15 protein-coding genes are annotated in these 20,010 nt (G+C 62.4%); 5 read left to right on the forward strand and 10 right to left on the reverse strand.

Annotation, left to right across the window (positions count from 1 at the left end; translation table 11 throughout):
- Positions 1–23 precede the first annotated feature (23 nt).
- Both HX807_RS27635 and HX807_RS27640 read right to left on the reverse strand, forming a co-directional pair.
- Positions 24–1,466, reverse strand: coding sequence for a mechanosensitive ion channel domain-containing protein (locus HX807_RS27635; RefSeq protein WP_093208390.1), 1,443 nt, complete (start codon positions 1,464–1,466; stop codon positions 24–26).
- Between the two features lie 63 nt (positions 1,467–1,529).
- A complete protein-coding gene (locus tag HX807_RS27640) occupies positions 1,530–2,396 on the reverse strand; it encodes a pirin family protein (protein ID WP_177051722.1) in 867 nt (288 codons plus the stop codon).
- A 187-nt stretch (positions 2,397–2,583) separates the two neighbouring features.
- On the opposite strand from HX807_RS27640, the gene HX807_RS27645 reads away from it, so the two are divergent.
- Complete coding sequence (locus tag HX807_RS27645; RefSeq protein ID WP_177051724.1) at positions 2,584–3,690, forward strand: efflux RND transporter periplasmic adaptor subunit; 1,107 nt, start codon at positions 2,584–2,586, stop codon at positions 3,688–3,690.
- Between the two features lie 2 nt (positions 3,691–3,692).
- Positions 3,693–6,764: an efflux RND transporter permease subunit gene (locus HX807_RS27650; protein ID WP_177051726.1), complete on the forward strand. Its 3,072-nt coding sequence runs from the start codon at positions 3,693–3,695 to the stop codon at positions 6,762–6,764.
- Positions 6,765–6,914: 150 nt separating this feature from the next.
- Here the strand turns inward: HX807_RS27650 and HX807_RS27655 are convergent, their stop codons facing one another.
- From HX807_RS27655 to HX807_RS27665, 3 genes are all read right to left on the reverse strand, one after another.
- Positions 6,915–8,144, reverse strand: coding sequence for a M20/M25/M40 family metallo-hydrolase (locus tag HX807_RS27655; protein WP_003210251.1), 1,230 nt, complete (start codon positions 8,142–8,144; stop codon positions 6,915–6,917).
- 68 nt (positions 8,145–8,212) lie between these two features.
- Positions 8,213–9,271 (reverse strand): diguanylate cyclase, encoded by a 1,059-nt coding sequence (locus HX807_RS27660; RefSeq protein WP_023658718.1) that lies wholly within the window; start codon positions 9,269–9,271, stop codon positions 8,213–8,215.
- 78 nt (positions 9,272–9,349) lie between these two features.
- A complete protein-coding gene (locus HX807_RS27665; RefSeq protein ID WP_008431366.1) occupies positions 9,350–9,985 on the reverse strand; it encodes a LysE family translocator in 636 nt (211 codons plus the stop codon).
- Positions 9,986–10,115: 130 nt separating this feature from the next.
- Here HX807_RS27665 and HX807_RS27670 point away from each other — a divergent pair, with 130 nt between their 5' ends.
- Entirely contained in the window at positions 10,116–11,558 is a 1,443-nt protein-coding gene (locus tag HX807_RS27670; RefSeq protein WP_134326228.1) for a PLP-dependent aminotransferase family protein, read from the forward strand.
- Here HX807_RS27670 and HX807_RS27675 read toward each other — a convergent pair whose 3' ends face one another.
- The gene (locus HX807_RS27675; RefSeq protein WP_003210259.1) at positions 11,559–13,025 is read right to left on the reverse strand and encodes a hypothetical protein; all 1,467 of its coding nucleotides are present in this window, start codon (positions 13,023–13,025) and stop codon (positions 11,559–11,561) included. It lies immediately after the preceding gene.
- A gap of 174 nt (positions 13,026–13,199) precedes the next feature.
- On the opposite strand from HX807_RS27675, the gene HX807_RS27680 reads away from it, so the two are divergent.
- Positions 13,200–13,877 carry a sterol desaturase family protein gene (locus HX807_RS27680; protein WP_177051737.1) on the forward strand — a complete coding sequence of 226 codons (678 nt, stop codon included), beginning with the start codon at positions 13,200–13,202 and terminating at the stop codon, positions 13,875–13,877.
- Positions 13,874–14,971 (forward strand): SMP-30/gluconolactonase/LRE family protein, encoded by a 1,098-nt coding sequence (locus HX807_RS27685; RefSeq protein WP_087693371.1) that lies wholly within the window; start codon positions 13,874–13,876, stop codon positions 14,969–14,971. Before HX807_RS27680 ends, HX807_RS27685 begins: the two co-directional genes overlap by 4 nt.
- 18 nt (positions 14,972–14,989) lie before the next feature.
- On the opposite strand, the gene HX807_RS27690 is transcribed toward HX807_RS27685, so the two are convergent.
- From HX807_RS27690 to HX807_RS27705, 4 genes are all read right to left on the reverse strand, one after another.
- Complete coding sequence (locus tag HX807_RS27690) at positions 14,990–15,352, reverse strand: hypothetical protein (protein ID WP_003210265.1); 363 nt, start codon at positions 15,350–15,352, stop codon at positions 14,990–14,992.
- Positions 15,353–15,354: 2 nt separating this feature from the next.
- Complete coding sequence (locus tag HX807_RS27695; RefSeq protein ID WP_003210266.1) at positions 15,355–16,338, reverse strand: hypothetical protein; 984 nt, start codon at positions 16,336–16,338, stop codon at positions 15,355–15,357.
- Positions 16,339–16,481: 143 nt separating this feature from the next.
- Positions 16,482–17,546 carry a lipocalin-like domain-containing protein gene (locus HX807_RS27700; protein WP_102606242.1) on the reverse strand — a complete coding sequence of 355 codons (1,065 nt, stop codon included), beginning with the start codon at positions 17,544–17,546 and terminating at the stop codon, positions 16,482–16,484.
- Complete coding sequence (locus HX807_RS27705; protein WP_177051739.1) at positions 17,536–20,010, reverse strand: FtsX-like permease family protein; 2,475 nt, start codon at positions 20,008–20,010, stop codon at positions 17,536–17,538. Before HX807_RS27705 ends, HX807_RS27700 begins: the two co-directional genes overlap by 11 nt.

Consider the following 20,010-nt stretch of genomic DNA (forward strand, 5'->3'; position numbering starts at 1 on the left):
CGCAGCAACGGATATGTACACCTTCAGGCCCGACTCCGCAGCCACTGCATAAACCCCTTCTTAACCGGCACCACAGGCGCCTCCTGCGTCAAACTCTGAGCCGCATGCAACCTGAAATCCAACAAACTTTTCATAGCCTCACTGATGTCATGCCGAGCATCCAGACAAGGCTTCAGATACTCCTTCTCAATCCGATACAACGTACAAAACGTCTTCGCCGAAAAGTCCGCAGGCACACCCTGCTCCGACAAAATCCCGGCCTCACCAATCACCTCCCCAGGCCCCATCCGCCCCGCTTCAAACTTGTGCCCGGCCTTGGTCAACATCACCGAAATCACCCCGGACTCGATGATAAACAGGTGATCACTCACCTCCCCCGCCGGCAAAATCATCTCCCCGGCGCGAAAGGTCTGCAGCGTCATGTTCTGGCTGAATGTCTCCTTCTCCTCCTGCCTCAACGTCGAGAAAATCGACGAACTCTCCAACAACGCCCGAGCCCGGGAAACCGCCACCGGCGCATTACTCTCGGCCGCCGACAACAAGCTCACCCCCGCCGCCTGCAAATGCCGAAACGCCAAATCATAAAGCTGATTGCGCACCTCACGCTTGAGCGCCATGGCCGGCACAAACCCGCTGATCTCATACTCCACGCCACCACTGGCCGACGTCTTGAACGCCACACTCGGCGCCGGCTTGGCCAACAACGGCCGACACCCCTGCATCGCCCGCTCCAGCGCATCCAGCACGGTTTGGGGCCGCGCATGGGGGCTGACTTGCAGGCTGACCGCCAAGCCAAACATATCTGCGGGACGTGAGAAGTTGATGATCTTGGCCTTGGCCGCCAACGAGTTGGGCACCACCGCCAGGCTGCCCTGGGAGGTTTGCAGTTGGGTGGCGCGCCAGTCGATGTCGATCACCCGGCCTTCGGTGCCGTCGATGGAGATCCAGTCATCCAGTTGGTAGGGTTTGGTGGTGTTGAGCACGATGCCGGAAAACACGTCGCTCAAGGTGCTTTGCAACGCCAGGCCGACGATGATTGCCACCGCGCCGGAAGTGGCCAGCACGCCCTTGACCGGCAGGTCGAGCACGTAGGCCATGGCGGCGATGATCGCGATCAGGAAAATCACCGCGCCCACCAGATCCTGCAACAGCCGCCCGGTGTGGCCGACCCGCTGCATCATCACCGCGCCGAGCAATACCGTGAGGGTGCGCGCCGCAAACAGCCACCAGCCGATCTGGAACGCCGTTGCCGCCAAATGCAGCGCCACGTTGTCGCCGAACGGCGCGACCTGCATCGGGTTCATGCCTTCGTTGAACAGCACGGCGCTGAACACCGCAAAGATCACCAGCCGCGCCGCCAGCTTCCAATTGGCGAAATCGGCAGAGATCAAACGCCATACGGCAATATCGATCAGCACCAGCGCCAAGGCACAGAACATCGGGTGATCGGAGATAAATGAGGGCATTCAGGCGACTCCAGGGCGAATGCCATGAAGATCGCATGAAATGCCTTTGGAGGGTATAGCGCCCTAGCGCTGCATCTGCCCGAATTGCCCGGACTGATAGTCGGCAAACGCCTGGTGGATTTCCTGCTCGGTGTTCATCACGAACGGGCCGTGGCCGACGATGGGTTCGTCGATTGGCTCGCCGCTGAGCAACAGCACCATGGCGTCGTCGCTGGACTCGAGGCGCAGTTGCGTGCCATCGCGCTCGAACAGTGCCAACTGCCCTTCCCGCGCCACTTCAGTGCCGTTGATCCGCACCGTGCCGCGCAACACCACCAGCGCGGTGTTGCGCCCGGCGTGCAGGTCCAGCGTCACAGAGCGGCCGGCTTTGAGGCGCATGTCCCACACGTCGATCGGTGTGAAGGTGCGAGCCGGGCCTTTGACCCCGTCGAACTCGCCCGCGATCAAGCGCAGGCTGCCCGCGTGGTCGGCCAGGGGCAGCGTCGGAATATCGCCATCGAGGATGGTCTGGTAACCGGCATCGGTCATTTTGTCCCTGGCCGGCAGGTTGACCCACAACTGGACCATTTCCAGGGCGCCGCCGCTGCGGGCGAACGCCTCGGAGTGAAACTCCTCGTGAATGATGCCCCTGGCGGCTGTCATCCATTGCACATCGCCCGGGCCGATGGTGCCGCCGGCGCCGGTGGAATCACGGTGCTCGACTTCGCCCTTGTAGACGATGGTCACGGTTTCAAAACCGCGATGAGGATGCTGGCCCACGCCACGACGTTGCTCGGTCGGGGTGAACGCCGCAGGACCGGCGTGATCCAGCAACAGGAACGGGCTGATCTGCTTGCCCATGGTGTCGTAGGAAAACAGCGTGCGAACCGGAAAGCCGTCGCCGACCCAATGGGCGCGCGGGCTGGTGTAGATGCCGATGATGTTTTTCATATGTGTCTCCAGTAATGGATACACCTTAAATCCGATACCAATTCAGCGCTAGACGGCAAAACCGGCCTTGATCGTCCCATCAGTGGAACAAAGATCCGAGGGCTGGATTAATTTATATTTCAGCCATAATATGGCGGCAAATATTACGTGCGTAATTTTTAGCTCACCCCGCCCCACGGAGCCCGACATGAACCCTCTCCCCCTGCGTCTTCTCACCCCCCTGGCCATGCTGGCGGTACTCAGTGGCTGCAACAACAAGGCCGACCCCGTCGCCGAAGCGCCCCTGCCCCGCCCGGTGCTGGCCGCCAAGGTCGAAGCCGCCGGCAGCCAGCAAAGCGCCTACACCGGCGTAGTGGCCGCGCGCACGGAAAGTGACCTGGGGTTTCGCGTCAGCGGCAAGGTGATCGAGCGCAAGGTTGATCCCGGCCAGCACGTCAACCGTGGCGACACTTTGCTGGTGCTGGATATCGGCGACTTCGAACTGGCCCTGCGTTCGGCAAAAAACCGCGTCAATGCGGCCCAGGCGCAACTGCGCCAACGCCGGGACGATGAATCCCGCTACCAGCGCCTGGCCAATACCGGCGCCGTGTCGCGGCAGATTTTCGACCAGTCCGCCACCAACCTGCGGGTGGCCGAAGCCGAGCTGGCCTCCGCGCAATCCGACGCCAGCCAGATCGAAAACCGCCGCACCTACTCGGTGCTCAGGGCCGACAGCGACGGCATCATCACCGACGTGCGGGTGGACCGCGGCCAAGTGGTCGCCGAGGGGCAAGTGGTGGCGCGCCTGGCTCACGACGGCGCCCGGGAAGCCATCGTCAACCTGCCGGAAAACCAGCGCGACCAGGCTTCGCAAAAAGCCCTGGCGTTCCCCTTCGGCGCCCCTGAGCAGGCAGTGACCGCCACGTTGCGCGAGCTGTCTGCCAGCGCCGACCCGACCACCCGCACCTACCGGGCCCGCTATGTCTTGCATGGCCCCGTCGACCGCTTCGCTCTCGGCTCGACCATCACCGTGCGCCTGCAAGGTAACGGCCAGGCGCAACAGACCCGCGTGCCCATCGGGGCGCTGCAGGATGCCGGCAAAGGCACCGGTGTGTGGGTGATTGGCGCCGATGACAAGGTCAGCTTCGCCCCGGTCAACGTCGCCAGCCTCGGCCAGGAGGACGCGTTGCTGGACAGTGGCGTGGACCCCGGCCAAGTAGTCGTCGCCCTCGGCGCGCACCTGCTGCACAGCGGTGACGCGGTACGCCTGTTGCCGGCCCAGGTATTGGCCCTCAACCGTCAGCAGGAACACTGATAATGCGCGGGATCAACCTCTCCGAACTGGCGGTCAAGCATCGCGCGGTCACGCTGTTCCTGATCATCGCGATCCTCGCCGCCGGGGTCTTTGCCTTTGGCAAACTGGGGCGCGCCGAAGACCCTTCGTTCACCGTCAAGGTCATGACCATCACCGCCGCCTGGCCCGGCGCCACCGCGCAAGAGATGCAGGAGCAAGTGGCCGACCGTCTGGAAAAACGCCTGCAGGAGTTGGACTATTACGACCGCGTCGAAACCATCGCCCAACCGGGCTTCGTCTCGATGCGCATGACGTACCTGGAGTCCACCCGTCCCAGCGAGATCCAGGACCTGTTCTACCAGACCCGCAAAAAGCTCAGCGACGAAGCCGCGAAGTTGCCCAAGGGGGTGATCGGGCCGTTCTTCAACGATGAATACTCCGACGTATACTTTTCCCTGTACGCGCTGGAGGCCGAACATCTACCCCACCGGCAACTGGTGCAAATGGCCGAGGACATGCGCCAGGGCCTGCTCAATCTGCCGGGAGTGAAGAAGGTCAATATCCTCGGCGAACAGGCGCAGCGGATCTTCGTCGAGTTTTCCTATGAGCGCCTGGCCACCTTGGGCATCAAGCCCGAGCAGATCTTCGCCGCCCTCGCCGCCCAGAATGCTGTGGCGCCTTCAGGCTTTGTCGAGACCGCCGGGGCACGCGCCTATATCCGTATCGACGGGGCCTTCGACAGCCTGGCGCTGATCGAAAACGTCCCGCTGGAAGCCAACGGCAAGCTGCTGCGCATCGCCGATGTGGCCACCGTCAGCCGGGGTTATGAAGACCCGCCCAGCTACCGTATCCGTCATCAGGGCGACCCCTCGCTGATGCTCGGGGTGATCATGGAGAAGCACTGGAACGGCCTGGAACTGGACAAGGCCCTCAAGGCCCAGGAAGCGAAAATCCAGGCCGACCTGCCGCTGGGGGTCAACTTCGCCAAGGTCTCCGACCAGGCGAAAAACATCAGCCTGGCGGTCAACGAGTTCATGCTGAAGTTCTTCGTCGCCCTGGCGGTGGTGATGGTCATCAGCCTGCTGGCCCTGGGGTTCCGCGTTGGGCTGGTGGTGGCCGCTGCGGTGCCGCTGACCTTGTCGATCGTGTTTGTGATCATGCTGATGACCGGCCGCGAATTCGACCGGGTGACCCTGGGCGCGTTGATCATTTCCCTGGGCCTGCTGGTGGACGACGCGATCATTGCGATCGAGATGATGGTGGTCAAACTCGAGGAAGGTTTTGACCGGATCCACGCGGCCACCTTCGCCTGGAGTTCCACCGCCGCGCCGATGCTCACGGGCACGCTGGTGACGATTATCGGCTTCCTGCCGGTGGGTTTTGCCCGCTCGGGGGCCGGTGAGTATGCCGGGAATATTTTCTGGATCGTCGGTTTTGCGCTGATCGCGTCGTGGCTGGTGGCGGTGGTGTTCACCCCGTACCTGGGGGTCAAGCTGCTGCCGCACATCGAGCCGGTTGTCGGCGGCCACGATGCAATTTACGCCGGGCGCTATTACCAGAAACTGCGGCGCCTGGTGGACGCTTGCGTGCGCAGACGCTGGCTGGTCACCGGGCTGGTGGTGGCGGCCTTTGTGCTGTGTGGCCTGGGCATGGGCGTGGTGAAGAAGCAGTTCTTTCCCAACTCCGACCGTTCCGAGCTGATTCTGGAGGTGTACATGCCACCGGGCAGCGCCTTCAAAAGCACCGAGGCGGTAGCGGCGCAGGTGGAAAAGGCGTTGATGGAGGAGCCGCAAACCGTGATGGTCGACACCTATGTCGGCGGTGGTGCACCACGGTTTTTCCTGTCGCTGAACCCTGAGCTGCCAGATCCCGCCTTCGCCAAGTTGATCGTGCAGACCGCCGACGCCCATGCCCGGGACAGCCTGAAAAAACGCATGGCTGAACGCATCGCGGCCGGCGAATTTCCATCGGCGCGGGTGCGCGTCACCCAGTTGGTATTCGGCCCGCCGGTGCCCTTCCCGGTGGTGTTTCGCGTGTCCGGCCCCGACCTGAATGTGCTGCGCGGCCTGGCTGAAGACGTGCGCCAAGTGGTCGCGGCCAACACACTCACGCGGGACAGCTTCCTCGACTGGGGCGAGCGCGCCAGCAGTTACCGCCTGGTACTCGACCAGGACCGCCTGCGCCTGCTGGGCTTTACCCCCGACGGGGTGAAATCCCAGCTCAACGCGTTGCTCAGCGGCAACCCGATCACCGAAGTGCGCGAAGGCAATCGTACCGTTTCAGTGGTTGCCCGCTCCCAGGGCAGCCAGCGCGAAGACCTCGGCAACCTCGACAATATGACCCTGACCAACAGTGCCGGTGTCTCGGTGCCATTGGCCCAGGTCGGGCATTTCCAGGCGGTGATGGAAGAACCGATCCTCAAGCGCCGCAACCGTGCGCTGACCGTGGAAGTGCGCGCCGACATCGTCGACGGCACCCAGCCGCCAGATGTGGAAATGGCGGTGTACAAGGACCTGCAACCCTTGATCGCCAAGCTGCCGGCCGGGTATCAGATCGTCATCGGCGGCCCGGTGGAAGAAAGCGCCAAGGCCAACGTGGCGCTGGCGGCACTGTTCCCGATCATGATTCTGCTGACGTTGACCGTGATCATGTTCCAGGTGCGTTCGTTCGGGGTAATGTTCATGGTGTTCGCCACCGCGCCGCTGGGGCTGATCGGGGCGGTGCCGACGCTGCTGCTGTTCAACCAGCCGTTCGGGTTCAACGCGATATTGGGGTTGATCGGGATTGGCGGGATTCTGATGCGCAATACGCTGATCTTTACCGACCAGATTCGGCAGAACCAGGACCAGGGCATGGTGATTCGCGAGGCGATCATCGAGGCCACGGTGCGCCGGGCACGCCCGGTGATCCTGACCGCGCTGGCGGCGGCGCTGGCGTTTATTCCGCTGACACTGTCGGTGTTCTGGTCGTCGCTGGCGTATGTGCTGATTGGCGGGGTGTTGGTGGGGACAGTGTTGACGTTGCTGTTCTTGCCGGCGTTGTGCAGTCTGGTGCTGGGGCGGGAGAAGACCCGGGAAGTGGTGACTGCAACCTGATCCAACCAACACCACAAACCAATGTGGGAGCGGGCTTGCTCGCGAAAGCGGTGTACCAGATAAGCAGATGTCGACTGATAGACCGCATTCGCGAGCAAGCCCGCTCCCACACAAGCCCGCTCCCACATTTAGAGGTGTGGCGTTTTTAAGTCAGCGCTTGGAGAGCTCCATGATCATCCGGCTCAGCAGATAAATCCGCGGCGCCACGCTCTCCACCTCGGCATATTCCTCCGGCGTATGGATATTGCCCCCGACAATCCCGAACCCGTCCAGGGTCGGCGTACCCACGCCAGCCGACAAGCTCGCATCCGCCGCCCCGCCGCTGCCCTCAATGGTCAGCTTGCGCCCCAACTCGCCATAAATCCCCTGGGCAATCGCCACCAGCTTGTCCGACTCCGGCGTCTGCGGCATCGGCGGCAGGCCACGGTGCAAACTGGTGGTCACTTCAGTCTCGGGGATCAGCTTGTTGGCCGAGACCCGTGCCAGGTCTTTCTCGATCCGGTCAAACTCTTCCGGCAACGCCGCCCGTACATCCGCCTTGGCGGTGGCCTGGTCGGGGATCACGTTGACCCGGTCGCCGGAGTTGATCACGGTGAAGTTGATGGTGGTTTTCTTCTCGGCATCCCCCAGCTTGCCCAGTTGCAGAATCTGGTGCGCCGCTTCCATCGCCGCGTTGCGCCCCAATTCCGGGGCGACGCCGGCGTGGGCGGCCTTGCCCTTGACCTCGACCACGGCGGTGGCGCTGCCTTTGCGCCATACCACCAGGCCATCGGCCGGGCGACCTGGTTCCAGGTTGAGCGTCACGTCGTGGCCCTTGGCGGTGTTGCGGATCAGCTCGGACGCGCCGTCGGTGCCGGTTTCTTCGCTGGCGTCCAGCAGGAAGGTGATTTGTGCGTAGTCCTTGAAGCCCTGGTTTTTCAGGACTTTCAAGGCGTAGATGCCGGCGACGATGCCGCCCTTGTCATCCATTACGCCCGGGCCATAGGCGCGGCCGTCCTTGATGTGGAACGGCCGGGCAGCCGCCGAGCCTTCCTTGAACACCGTGTCCATGTGGGCCATCAGCAGGATCCTGGCCTTGCCGGTGCCCTTGAGGGTGGCGATGACATGGCTGTTATGAGCGGCGGCATCCGGCACCAGCTGGATGCTGAAACCCAGTTGCTTGAGCTCGTCGACGGCGATGTCACGCACTTGGGTCAGGCCGGGCTCGTAGCCGGAGCCCGAATCGATATTCACCAGGCGCTCCAGCAGTTTCAAGGCGTCGGCCTTGTACTGCTCGGAATCGGCCTGGATCTGTTTGTGGGGTTCGGCGCTGAAGGCCGGCATGGCGAAAGACAGCGCCAGGGTGGCCGCCAGCAAGGTACGCGGGAAGTTGAAGAGCATGAACCGATCCTTGTTTTTGTTGGAAGGTAGCGCTCCACCCTACCTGACAAACACCGATTTGTTGATCCTCAGATCGACCTCAACCAACTTCCCTGCACCGAACTGACCCGGTTGCGCCCGCTGCTCTTGGCCTCGTACAAGGCCTGGTCGGCATCGTTCAGCCAACTGGTGGCGTCGGCGTGTGCCGGCCGGTATGGCGCCAGGCCGATGCTCAGGCTGGCGCGCAAGGTCGGGTCCTGTGCGTAGGCCAGGGAGTTGAAGCGATCACGCAGGGCGTCCATCACCTCGGTGGCGCGGTTCAGGGGCATGTCCGGCAGGATCACGCAGAATTCGTCGCCACCGTAGCGCCCGGCCAGGTCAGTGGCCCGCAGGTTCTGGCGCAGCACTTTGCTCAATTGACGCAGCACGATATCGCCGGTGACATGGCCGTAGGTGTCGTTGATGGTCTTGAAGTGGTCGATGTCGATCAGCGCGATGGCGGCGCCCTGCTGGTCGCGGCGGCAGCGCTGGAACTCGATTTCCAGGTGGTCTTTCCAGGCGCCGTGGTTGAGCAGGCCCGACAGGCTGTCGGTGCGGCTCAGGGCCAGCAACTCGCGCTTGTGCCGGGCCAGGGTGATCGCTTGCCGGTAACAGATCCAGCCCAGCGCCAGGGGATACAGCATCAGGATTGGCAGGCAGGCGTAGAGCTGCACTTCACTGGTGAGGGCGGTCACCGCCGGAGTGAACACCAGCATCGAGGCGCCGATGCCCAGCGCCTGGGCCACCCAACCGGCGAGCATGAAGCGCGGGCCGCCGATGGCGACGTTGTTCATGGTCATCATCGACAAGGTGGTCACGCTGGGCAGCGGGTTGAACTGCATGGCGCCAACCCAGAACCCGCCGCAAAACGAGTCGAACAGCAGGTTGCGGTGTTCCGAGCGCAGGGAGTTTTTCGAGTGCCGCGACCATTGGTAGGCCACATGCGGCCAGATGAAGGCATTGGCGATCATCACTCCCCAGACCCAAGCGGATTTATCCAGCGGGTAGATGGCGGCGGCCACACAGACAAACCCGAGGGTCAATCCCAGGGTGCGCGACTTGTACAAGCGTGAAGCGAGCGAAAGTCCGTTTCCTCCTGCGGCTGGCATGTCTGGCTTGATCCTGGATGAATGCCCGAAGTCTATCAGGGCACCGGCAGATCGCCACTACCGCTCATAAGCTGGCCTTCAGCTGGAAAAGCCCCTGGCCAGCATCAGCGCCACCCCCAGCAGCAACACCGCCGTGGCCCGTTGCAGCAACACCCGGCGCTTGGGGTTTTCCAGCACGTGCTTGATGCGCTGGCCGAAGTAGCAATACAGGCAGCCGCTGGCAAATTGCAGCAGCAGGAAGGTCAGGCCGAGGATCGCGATGTCGGCGGCGGCACTGCCCTGGCCGATGGCGGCGAACTGCGGGAATACCGCGCTGAACAGAATGATCGCCTTGGGATTCGACAACCCGGTCAGCAGGCCCTTGCCGAAAAGACTGCGGGCATTTTCCGCAGTTGCATCGTTGGTCTTGATGGTCACTCCGCTGCTGGTCCATTGCTTGTAGGCCAGGTAAAGGATGTAGGCCACGCCTACCACCTGGATGATCCGGGTGATCAGCGGGTAATCCTTGATCAGCTCGGAAAAACCCACGGCAAAGATCAGGATCGACACCAGGTAGGAAACACTCGCCCCGAACTGCGCCGGCAGGGAGCGGCGCAGGCCGTCCTTCAGGCCGAGGCTGAGCAACAACAAGGTCATGGGCCCGGGGCTGAAGGCCAGGGTGGTGCACAGCAGCAGGAAATACAAAAACGAAGACAGCGTCAGCGCGGTGGCCATGGCGTGGAATTTCACAGCAGGAAAGAGGGCTTGCAGTCTAGGGCGCACGTGCCGCCACAGGCAGGTAAACTCTACGGATATACGCGCAGACTTTACCGGTGAAGTTGGCGGCAAACTTAAGGACAGTGTGATGCCCATTCCTGCGATTCACTTTCATGACCGAGCACCGAAGGTGCAGCAGATCGTCGATGCCCTGGCCCATGCGATCGAGCAAGGCGAATTGGCCGCTGGCAGCAAACTGCCTTCGGTGCGTGAGTTGGGAGCCTTGCTGGGCGTCGGAAAATTCACCATGAATGAAGCGCTGGATCGCCTGCGCGGGCGTCACCTCCTGACCTCCAGCCAGGGCCGCGGGCACTTTGTCGCCAGCAGCCTGGCACAGCCGTCGTCCAGCACCTGGGTCGACTTGCTGCCCCAGGACTTGCTCAGCGTACTGCGCCGCCCCCTGGCCATGGCCCAGGGCGACCTGCGCCCCGGCGGCGGCCATCTGCCGGAAGACTGGCTGGATTCCGAAGCCCTGCGCCAGGCCATGCGCAGCGCAGTCCGCGCCCCTACCCTGCGCATCGCCGGGCTGGGCACCCCGGCGGGCCTGCTGCCGTTGCGCCAGGCGCTGCAACAGAAACTGCACGGTGAAGGGTTGTCGGTGCCGGTGGAACAAATCATCACCACGCCCAACACGGTGCAAGGCCTGGACATGCTCATGCGCCTGCTGGCGCGGCCCGGGGACACGGTGCTGCTGGATGCACCGTGTTATTTCAACTTCCACGCGAACCTGGCGTTGCATGGGGTCAAGGTGGTGACGATCGCCCGGCGGCCTGATGGTTTTGATTTTGTCGCGCTGGAGCAGTTGTTGGCGGAGCATCGTCCGAGCCTGTACCTGACCACCAGCGTGTTGCATAACCCCACCGGGCATTCATTCAGTCCGAGCCAGGCGTTTCGGTTGTTGCAACTGGCCCGGGAGTATCGCTGCCATATCGTTGAGGATGATCTTTACGGGGATTTGCACCCTAACCCGCCGCCGCGCCTGGCGACTTTGGCGGGATTGGAGCAGGTGACGTACCTGTCGGGGTTTTCGAAGGTGCTGACGGCGAATGCGCGGGTCAGTTATGTGGTGGCGGCGCCGCAATTGGCCGCGAATCTGACCAATATGAAGTTGATGAGCGGCGGCATAACGTCCGAGCTGTTCGAACAGATTGTGTATCGGCTGCTGAGTGAGGGTGGGTATGCCCGGCATCGCAAGCGCATGGTTCAGCGGCTGCTGGAGGCTGGGGGGCGGGTTGAGCAGTGGCTGCGGCGTTGTGGGTGTGAATTGCCGATGGGGTTTGAGGGGGGGATGTTCATCTGGGCGCGGTTGCCGGCGGGGGTAAATGGTGAGCGGCTGGCTGAAGCCGGGTTGAAACGCGGGATGGTGTTGGCGCCGGGGGCGTTGTTCGGGTATGAGCCGGGGTTGCGGGATTTCATGCGGTTTAATGTGGCGCATTGCGACGAAGGGCGGGTTCAGGCGCAGTTTGAAGGGTTGCTGGGGGCGCCAACCCGAAGAGTTGGCGCCGGGGTTACGGATCAGGCGGAGGGTTGATCACCGTTCACTGGAGATCACGCGCTGGCTGCAGATATGAGCCATGCTCACCGGGGTAGCGTCGCCACCCACGCCGACATCCGGGTACTCCTCGATGCGCAGGCGCCAGACGGCGAAGTTGTAGTTGGTCTCCCAGGTATTTTTGTAACCCGAGTCGTAGGACACATACCTGACAGTCGCCTCACCCGCGCAGTTGCCCAGGTTGACCGTACCGGATGCCGCGCCCGACACGCCGGTTACCGAACCGTAGTAAGGGATGTACACCGGCAGGTAGGTATTACGGTTGACGTGCTTGTCGAGTTGCAGATACGGGGTCAATCCCTGCAGGCGTTTACCGGTGCTGTCGGCCCAGGTCACGGCCCAGCTCAAGTCACGTGCCGCCTGGGTGGTCATGAACGGGTCGTAGTCATTGGCCGAAGCCGGGATCCGCACCACGTTGTCACCTTGCACACTGTGGCTCAACACCTCGGGTGTGGAGCCCAGCGACAGCTTGTAGCGCGCCGTAGCCTTCCAGGTTGCGGCCGGGTTAGGCCGCACCCGTACGTTCACCACGCCATTAACCGATGGCGTTGGCCAGGTGATTTTCGCCTTGGGGCTGATCGGGATCCATTTGACGCCGTCAAAATACTCGGAAATCCACTGGCCCCGATCGCTCTCGTTCACACCGTCGAAATAGGCACTGACCTTCTGCCCGCGCAGGGCCTTGAAGGAGAAGTAGTCTTCATCGGTCGCCGTGTCGGAGTTACCCGTGACGTAGTTCAGGGTATCCGGCAGTTGATAAGCCGTTTCGAAACTGTCGTTAGGCTCGAAATCGTCAATCGTCATGTTGATATCCACGCCGAAACTGAACGGCGAACCGTCAGCCGAATTGGCATGCATGAACCAGTAGTAGTCGCCAGGTGGCAGTACGCCAGCCAACACCTCGTTGGCATTGCCCGGGTTATCCGACGTGCCGAGAGAAGTGATGTTGTTCTGGCCGTCGTCCTGGAACAGGGTCAGGGACATGTTGGTGGCAGCACTCTGCCCTACCAGCATCACTGTCGCCCGTGCTTTTTGCGGCACGTTGAAGTGGTAGCAGACGTCGTTGCCGGTTTGCACACCGTCCAGGTTATACATCTGGTTGATACCGAGGGTCTGGCACAGCGGCGTGAACGCCTGGGCCGCCACGGCCTGGGCATCCACCTTGGCGCTATCTGCCTGTACAGGCTCGGCGACCACAACCCCGCTCAAGGCCTTGGCAGCCTGCACCGGCTTTTTCAGCTGCTGCGAGGTTTTGATTTTGTCCAGGAAGGCAGCCGACGCCTTCTGCGCCGTGACGTTGCCGCCACTCTTGAGGGCTTGCTGCACGGCTTGCTGCAACGGTTGCGGCGTCAAGTGTGCAGGAGATTGTTCGGCCAGGGCGCAGGCCGAAACGAAGCAGGACGCCGCGATGGCGGCTCCGAGCATGAACGCTTTTTTCGATTTCATTTTTTATCCATCCATAGTTAAAAAATTGAAGCTCAGGTGATCGGCGACATCCGGTCACCTGGGATGGAATGTAGGACATAACTGTATGCATGTACAGTATTTTTATGGCGGCAGGATAGATGCGCCAATCCCGACTACGCTCATCCCCAACAAAAACAACACCGAGCGCCCCTAATGACTCACCCCACCGAGGCCTTCCGCACCACCTACCGCGCCAGCATCCACCCCTGCTACAACCCGTGGCTCCACGCTGGTTTCGTTTTCGGCTACGGCCTGCTCTGCATCAGCCTGTTCTGGTCCACCACCCGGCAAATCCAGCTATTGGAATGGCTGGCCATCCCCCTCACCCTGATTTTCTTCAACCTGTGTATCTATCTCGTCCACCGTCACCTGGGCCATCACAAACACACCTTCGCCCGCCTGTTCTACGCCCGCCACACCGGCGACCACCACAGCTTCTTCACCCCCGCCCACATGACCTACGACAGCCCGCGAGACTGGCGTGTCATCCTGTTCCCCGCCTGGCTCATCCTGGTCCACAGCCTGGTCATCACCCTCCCCGCCTGGTGGCTGCTCAAACACCTCAACCCCAACGTCGCCGGCCTGTTCGCCGGCTGCATGATCCTCGGCTACCTGCTCTACGAGTTTTTCCACGCCTGCGAACACCTGCCCCCCGACCACCCCGTGGCCCGCCTGCCGTGGATCCGCCAGATGCATCACCTGCACGCCCTGCATCACCGGCGCGAACTGATGCAGGGACGCAACTTCAACATCGTCCTGCCGCTGATGGACTACCTGTTCGGCACCCTGCATTGGGAACCGCCCACCACTGATCACCAGGAATCGTCATGAGTACCCGTCCAAGCAACGTTGGTCGTCTGGTCCTGCTGATCCTGACCGCCATCGTCGCCTTCCTGCTGCTGATGCCCACCAAAGTGCAACCGGTCAACTGGTCGCCGCCCAAGGCGCCATCCCTGAAGGACGGGCCCTACGCCGAAAACCAGCGCCTCAAGGACGTGAAAAGAACCGGCGCCCAGGACATCGCCGGGCCCGAAGCCTTGTTGCTGGATGGCAAAGGGTTCCTCATCACCGGCCTGCATGACGGGCGCATCATCCGCACGGCCCCCGAAAGCCACGTTCTCGAAGAGCTGACCAACACCCAGGGTCGCCCCCTGGGCCTGGCCCTGCATCCGGACGGGCGGTTGATCATTGCCGATGGGATCAAGGGCCTGCTCGCCCTCGACACCCAGCACAATCTCACCACCCTGGCCACCAGCGCCGCCGGCCTGCCGTTTGGCTTTGTCGATGACATCACCGTCGACGCCGCCGGGCGTTATGCGTACTTCAGCGATGCATCAAGCCGATGGGGTTATGGGGAAGACGGCGAGGCGGTGATCGAGCACGGCGGTGACGGCCGTTTGCTACGGTATGACTTCAGCACCGGCCACACCGAGGTATTGCTGGACCAGTTGCAATTCGCCAATGGCGTGGCCCTGGGGCCGAACGAAGACTATGTGCTGGTCAACGAAACCGGCGCCTATCGCATCAGCCGCTACTGGCTCAAGGGCGACAAGGCCGGCGTCCACGACCTGTTTATCGACAACCTGCCGGGCCTGCCGGACAACCTCAGCTTCAACGGCAAGGACCGGTTCTGGGTTGCCTTGTATTCACCGCGCAACCCGCTGCTCGACGGTTTTGCCGGCTACCCGCTGATGCGCAAGATCATGGTACGGGCACTGATGGTGGTGCCCAAGCCCATCGAGCGTAAGGCCTTTGTGCTCGGGCTGGACGTGAACGGCAAGGTCATCGCAAACCTGCAGGATGGCAGCAGCGGTAACTACTCGCCCGTCACCACGGCACGTGAGTACGGTGACTGGTTGTATCTGGGTTCGCTTAAAAACACCGGTATGGCGCGCTTGCCACTCAAGGTGGCGTTGGCGCAATAACGAAAAAAAGCCCCTCGGCTATGGCTTGGACCAGACCTCCCAAATGATTGCCAGGACCATCAAAACCATTCCGCCGTAATAGGGCCATACTGCCCATCGCTTCAGGGCCACGGGGACGGACGTCAACTCTGCCTCAGTTACCTCGCCCTTTTTCAAATGGCGTTTTGGCATGGACAGCAGCTCGACGATCACAACCATTCGCATGGTTTTGTCGATCGGCAGATTCCTGCGCCAAAAACGCTTGGTGCGTTGAACGGCCTCGTTTTCGGTGAAATAGCTTTCCAACTCATCGAGTTTTCTGTACGCGACGAAGAGCAACAGTCCCAAGTTGATAAGCATCCATAAAAGCAACGTAACAGTGAAAAAATCATAATAAGACATGATCAAGCCCCATCAGGCTGATACATCAGGTCACCCATCATTTCTCCACCCCATTCACCGGCACGCCCAAACGTACTCCCGGCGGCATAACCTCCGGCAGCACCGCCGATGATCCCGCAGACCAGCGCACCCTGCCCTTTCACCGCAACCCCCATGACTATCCCGCATAAACGTCTCCCGAGCGCAGCCCCCAGAGTCCCTCCAATAGCGGCCCCGCCTACCCCGCCCACCAACTTCCCACCCTCCACATACTTCGCCCGCCTACACATCGCCTCCCGCCCCTCCATACATGCTTCCTTGATCTCCAACCCCGCCACACCCACATCCAACGCCAACCCCACATACGTCCCCTTGCCCAAAAACCTCGACGTCTCGGCAATGCTGCGAATCCGCTGCGTATAGCCCACGATTTCACTCTTGTGCAGATAACTCTTGGTGGAAATACCCAGTACTTTTTTCAGTGACTTATTGGTTTTCAGGCTCGTGCCAAATCGCGCCGCACCTTGAAGTTGAGTATCCAAGCGCCGGAACAACATCTGCCGCTTCTGGATAAACGCTTTCTTATTCAAGGCTCCATCCTTGAGTTGTTGATGCAAACGCTCAATTTCTTCCAGAGTGCGCTGAACCTCGTCCAGGTGTCGCCCCCAGGCCGCCGTCGAACTGCCGACTCCCACCGAGCTATAAGCCAATAAACTCTGGAATAGATCATAGTTATTGATCACCGCCGCCCCAGCCGAGGCATCCAACTCCAGATTGCGCTGAATCTCCTGGGCATGGCGCATCAACCATGCATCATCAGTAGTGCAAGCCACAGCGTAGGCATCGGGAACGATCACCATCTGCCCCGGCGTCACCAGGCTTGCCTGACGCAAATGCAGGTTCAACGCGTCGAATTGATCGGAAAGTTGCCCACTGGCCCCGGTCAGTAACCGGGATTTCAAACTGAGGTAGTCCGTGGTGCGGTCATTGATGTATCCCTGCGCCATCACTTACATCCCTGATGTAATGGATATGGCGCAGGAATATAGGCAGGCGAACACGGCCCGGACACAAGGTTGGAACAGCTGAAATTACATTTGGGAAATCACCTACCTGGCAGGTAATCAAGGCCTACAAAAAATCGTCGGACTCAATACCCCGTCATCTCCAGATACCCCACCCCACCCTGAAATTTCACCGGCCCCTCCCAGTAAGGAATGCTCAGGTTCATCCAGGCCTTTGGGTTGACCGCTTCCGTGGTGATATCCAGATGTTTGCCCGGGATCTTCAATGACCACTGGGTGGGAATGCTCCGCCCATCAATGGCAGTCGTGCCCAGCGGCGTCAGTTGAATATCCTGGTTGTGCAGGGTCTGTGTGTGGCCCTCTTTGTCGATCCAGGTGCCGGTCAGGTAGGACGGTCCGTCTTTCTGCCGCACCCGAAACAGCATCAATTGCTCGCCACTGTCCAGGTGCAGGGAGAACCAGTCCCAGCCAGTCTGGCTGGCGGTCAGGGGCTGGCTGCTCCATTCGCGATCGAGCCAGGCGTTGCCGGTGACTTGGTAAGATTTTCCATCGATGGTCACGCGGCCATCTGCCTGGAAAAACGGCTGGCTGTAGTAGTACGACGCCTGGCCCTGGTCGGACTTGCGGCTGTAGCCATTATCCCCCTGGAGCACCAGCGGGCGGCTGGAGGTCAGGTGCAGGTCGTAGTTGAAATGCTCGCCTGCAGCCTTGAGTTGCATGTCCGCCAGGGGGCTGGCTGCACCGGGGCGGGTGGCGAAATTCCAGTCATCGATCCAGGCATTGAACGGCACCGCCTGGGCCCCTGCCTGCCCCACGCCGCCGCGGGCGTAGCGTTCGCTGGCGTAATGGCGGGTGGCCGAGGTGACGGCGGCGTGGCCGAGCCAGATCGTAGAGTCGTGCCAGCCCGGTTGTGTCGGGCCGGCCTTGAGTGCGTTGCGAAACAGCGTCCATTGCACGCCGTAGGCATTGCCCTCGGCATCCTTCAGGTTGGCGGTGAGGTACCACCATTCGATGCGATAGCCGTCATGGGGGCCATGGTCCTGGGGAAAGCTGAAGACCTTGCCGGGCACCACCTGGGCAAAGTCCGCGGCCTGGCTGCCCAGTCCGGCGAAGCTTTCTTCAGGTGCAGGTGGTTTGTCGCAGGCGCCCAGCAGCAGGAACGTCGCCCATAGCAGGCACTTAATCTTCATTGGCAAAGGTCCTCAGCAAATCCGCCGGGCGACTGCGGTACAGCTGCCACAACGGCCAGGCCGAAGCCAGCAAGGTGGCCAGCATCGCCAGGCCCAGCAGTTGCGCCAGTTGCCCCGGGAACACCTGCAACGGCAGGCGCCAGCCGAAGGCCTGGACGTTGATCACCACGTCCAGGCACCACGCCAGCAGCAAGCCCAGCGGCAACGCCAGCACCAGGGTCAGCACCGCCAGCAACCAGGTCTGGCCGAGGTTGAGCAGCATCAATTGGCGGCGCGTCACGCCCAGCGCCCACAACGGCGCCAACTGGCCGAGGCGGCTTTGGCTCTGGGTCAGCAGGCTGATAAACAACGCCACGCCGGCGACGCCCAGGGTCAGGCTGTTAAGGGCGGCGGTGGCGGCAAAAGTTCGTTCGAATACCTGGCTCGACCAGCCCTTGAGCTGCTGCTGGTCGACGATGCGGCTGTCTTCGAGGGCAAACCGTTCCTGTACTGCACGCACCAGCGGCGGCACGTTGCCCGGCAAAACCCGCAGGTTGAAACGCGCCGGCGACAATCCCGGCCAGTGCTGTAACAGGTGCCGCGAATTCACCAGCAAGTGGCCCTTGGGGTTGCCGTAGTCGGCATAAATCCCCACGACCTTCGGCGACCATGGACCTTGGGGCGTGGGGATGCTGACCACATCGCCCAGCCGCACCTTGAGCCGGCGTGCCATTTGCTCACTGAGCATCAGGCTGTCGTCCTGCAGCAACTGGCCCCATGGGTCCGTCGCCGCTTCCAGCAACGGCCAATGCTGGCGATAAGTAGGGTCGTCGACCACGCCGAACAGGTCAGCCGGCCACCCCTGCAACTGCACCGCAACCTGCCAGGTCGGCAGCACTGTCTGCACCAGGGGCTGCTGCACCAGCCAGGTTTGCAGCGCCTCGGCCTGGGCCGGGTTTTGCGGGTTGAGGTACAACTCGGCGGTCAGGCGTTGTTCCAGCCAGTTGTTGAAGGTCTGGCGAAAGCCCGAGGTCATCGAGCCCGCGCCGATATTGGCGGCCAACGCCAGCAGCAAGGCCATCAGCGCCAGGCTCAGGGCCGGCAACTGCTGGCGGCAATCGGCGAGAAACCATTGCCCCAGCACCGAACGGCTGCGCCCCAATACCGCCTTGAGCACGCCATTGAGCACCACCGGCAAGCCCAGCGCAGCGCCCAGCAACAAGGCCGCCATCAATACAAAACCACTGGCCAGGCTGTCGCCAAATACCAGTGCCAACAGCGCAACCAGTAAGGCCGAACCCGCCACCCAGCCCTGGCGTCGCAGCCAGCGCCCATGGGCCTGGTGCCAGGCCTGGGCATTGGCCAGCGCCAGCAGCGGCAAACGCGCCGCCCGCCACAGGCTGCTGGCCCCGGCGAGCAACGCGCCGAGCAAACCCAGGCCCAGGCCACTGAGCCACCACAGCGGGCTGAGGCTCAGTTGGCCGGGCAACTCGGCGCCATACAGGCCGCGCAAGCTGGCGGCTACATCCGGCAGCAACAGGCTGGCCAGCAAGTACCCGCTGGCCACGCCCGCCAGGCCACCCAGCACGGCCAGGCCACCGAGTTCCACCGCCAGGCTGAGGATCAGCATCCGCGCACTGACCCCGCACGCCCGCAAGGTTCGCAGCAGGCCGCGCCGCTGCTCCAGCGCCAGGCCGATGGCGGCATGCACGATAAACAGGCCCACCACAAAGGACAGAAAGCCCAGCGCATCGAGGTTCAGATGGAAGCTTTCAGTGAGGCGCGCGAGGTTGTTTTCCTCGGCCTGCTTGAGCTGCAGTTGCGCGCCCAGTTCCGGCGGCAGGGCGGGATGCGCGGCGGCAAAGGCCCTGTCCAGCAGCAACCGCGACAGGCGTTGGGGCATGTCCAGCAGCGGTTGGGCGAAGCCGATATCGGTCAGCAATACGCCAGGGGCCATGTCCGCTTGAACATGCAGTGGCGGCAGCGCGAGCCCGGCGGCTGTCAGCGGCTGGTCGCCCTCTTTCAGGCCCAGAGACTGCAAGGTCTGCGGCGCGATCCAGGTGCGTCCCGGCGGGTTGAAGAACGCGACCATCTGCGCCCGGTCCAGGGTCTGCCCGGCCAGCGCGCCACCGCCGGGCAACGACACCGGGTCGATGCCCATCACTTGCAGGCGCTGGTCTTCATGGCCCTTGAGCTGCACGCGGCCCTGCACCACCGGCGACACCGGCCACCCGGCGCGGCGCAGGTCGGCAAACAGCGCCTGGGGGAAGCTCGCACCGTCCGGCGCACTGAGGCTGGCCTGGGGTTCGCCGCCGATCAGCTGGCTGGCCCGCGCGTAGCTGTCCCGCGCCTGGCTGTTGAGGGCTTGCACGCCGGTCAACAGCGCGGTGGCCAGCCACAGGCCAGTGAGCACACTGAAGAATTGCACAGGGTGGCGACGCCAATGGCTGAGCAGCGCGCGCAGTGTCCAATAGAAGACCCGCAT

The sequence above is a fragment of the Pseudomonas sp. D8002 genome (assembly GCF_013385695.1).
GTDB lineage: Bacteria > Pseudomonadota > Gammaproteobacteria > Pseudomonadales > Pseudomonadaceae > Aquipseudomonas.

Coding starts and splice junctions, on each gene's coding strand:
- HX807_RS27640 (WP_177051722.1), bottom strand. CDS start 2,396: ATGAAAAACATCATCGGCATCTACACCAGCCCGCGCGCCCATTGGGTC.
- HX807_RS27645 (WP_177051724.1), top strand. CDS start 2,584: ATGAACCCTCTCCCCCTGCGTCTTCTCACCCCCCTGGCCATGCTGGCG.
- HX807_RS27700 (WP_102606242.1), bottom strand. CDS start 17,546: ATGAAGATTAAGTGCCTGCTATGGGCGACGTTCCTGCTGCTGGGCGCC.
- HX807_RS27670 (WP_134326228.1), top strand. CDS start 10,116: ATGCCCATTCCTGCGATTCACTTTCATGACCGAGCACCGAAGGTGCAG.
- HX807_RS27650 (WP_177051726.1), top strand. CDS start 3,693: ATGCGCGGGATCAACCTCTCCGAACTGGCGGTCAAGCATCGCGCGGTC.
- HX807_RS27685 (WP_087693371.1), top strand. CDS start 13,874: ATGAGTACCCGTCCAAGCAACGTTGGTCGTCTGGTCCTGCTGATCCTG.
- HX807_RS27655 (WP_003210251.1), bottom strand. CDS start 8,144: ATGCTCTTCAACTTCCCGCGTACCTTGCTGGCGGCCACCCTGGCGCTG.
- HX807_RS27680 (WP_177051737.1), top strand. CDS start 13,200: ATGACTCACCCCACCGAGGCCTTCCGCACCACCTACCGCGCCAGCATC.
- HX807_RS27665 (WP_008431366.1), bottom strand. CDS start 9,985: ATGGCCACCGCGCTGACGCTGTCTTCGTTTTTGTATTTCCTGCTGCTG.
- HX807_RS27675 (WP_003210259.1), bottom strand. CDS start 13,025: ATGAAATCGAAAAAAGCGTTCATGCTCGGAGCCGCCATCGCGGCGTCC.
- HX807_RS27635 (WP_093208390.1), bottom strand. CDS start 1,466: ATGCCCTCATTTATCTCCGATCACCCGATGTTCTGTGCCTTGGCGCTG.
- HX807_RS27660 (WP_023658718.1), bottom strand. CDS start 9,271: ATGCCAGCCGCAGGAGGAAACGGACTTTCGCTCGCTTCACGCTTGTAC.
- HX807_RS27695 (WP_003210266.1), bottom strand. CDS start 16,338: ATGGCGCAGGGATACATCAATGACCGCACCACGGACTACCTCAGTTTG.
- HX807_RS27705 (WP_177051739.1), bottom strand. CDS start 20,010: ATGCGGGTCTTCTATTGGACACTGCGCGCGCTGCTCAGCCATTGGCGT.
- HX807_RS27690 (WP_003210265.1), bottom strand. CDS start 15,352: ATGTCTTATTATGATTTTTTCACTGTTACGTTGCTTTTATGGATGCTT.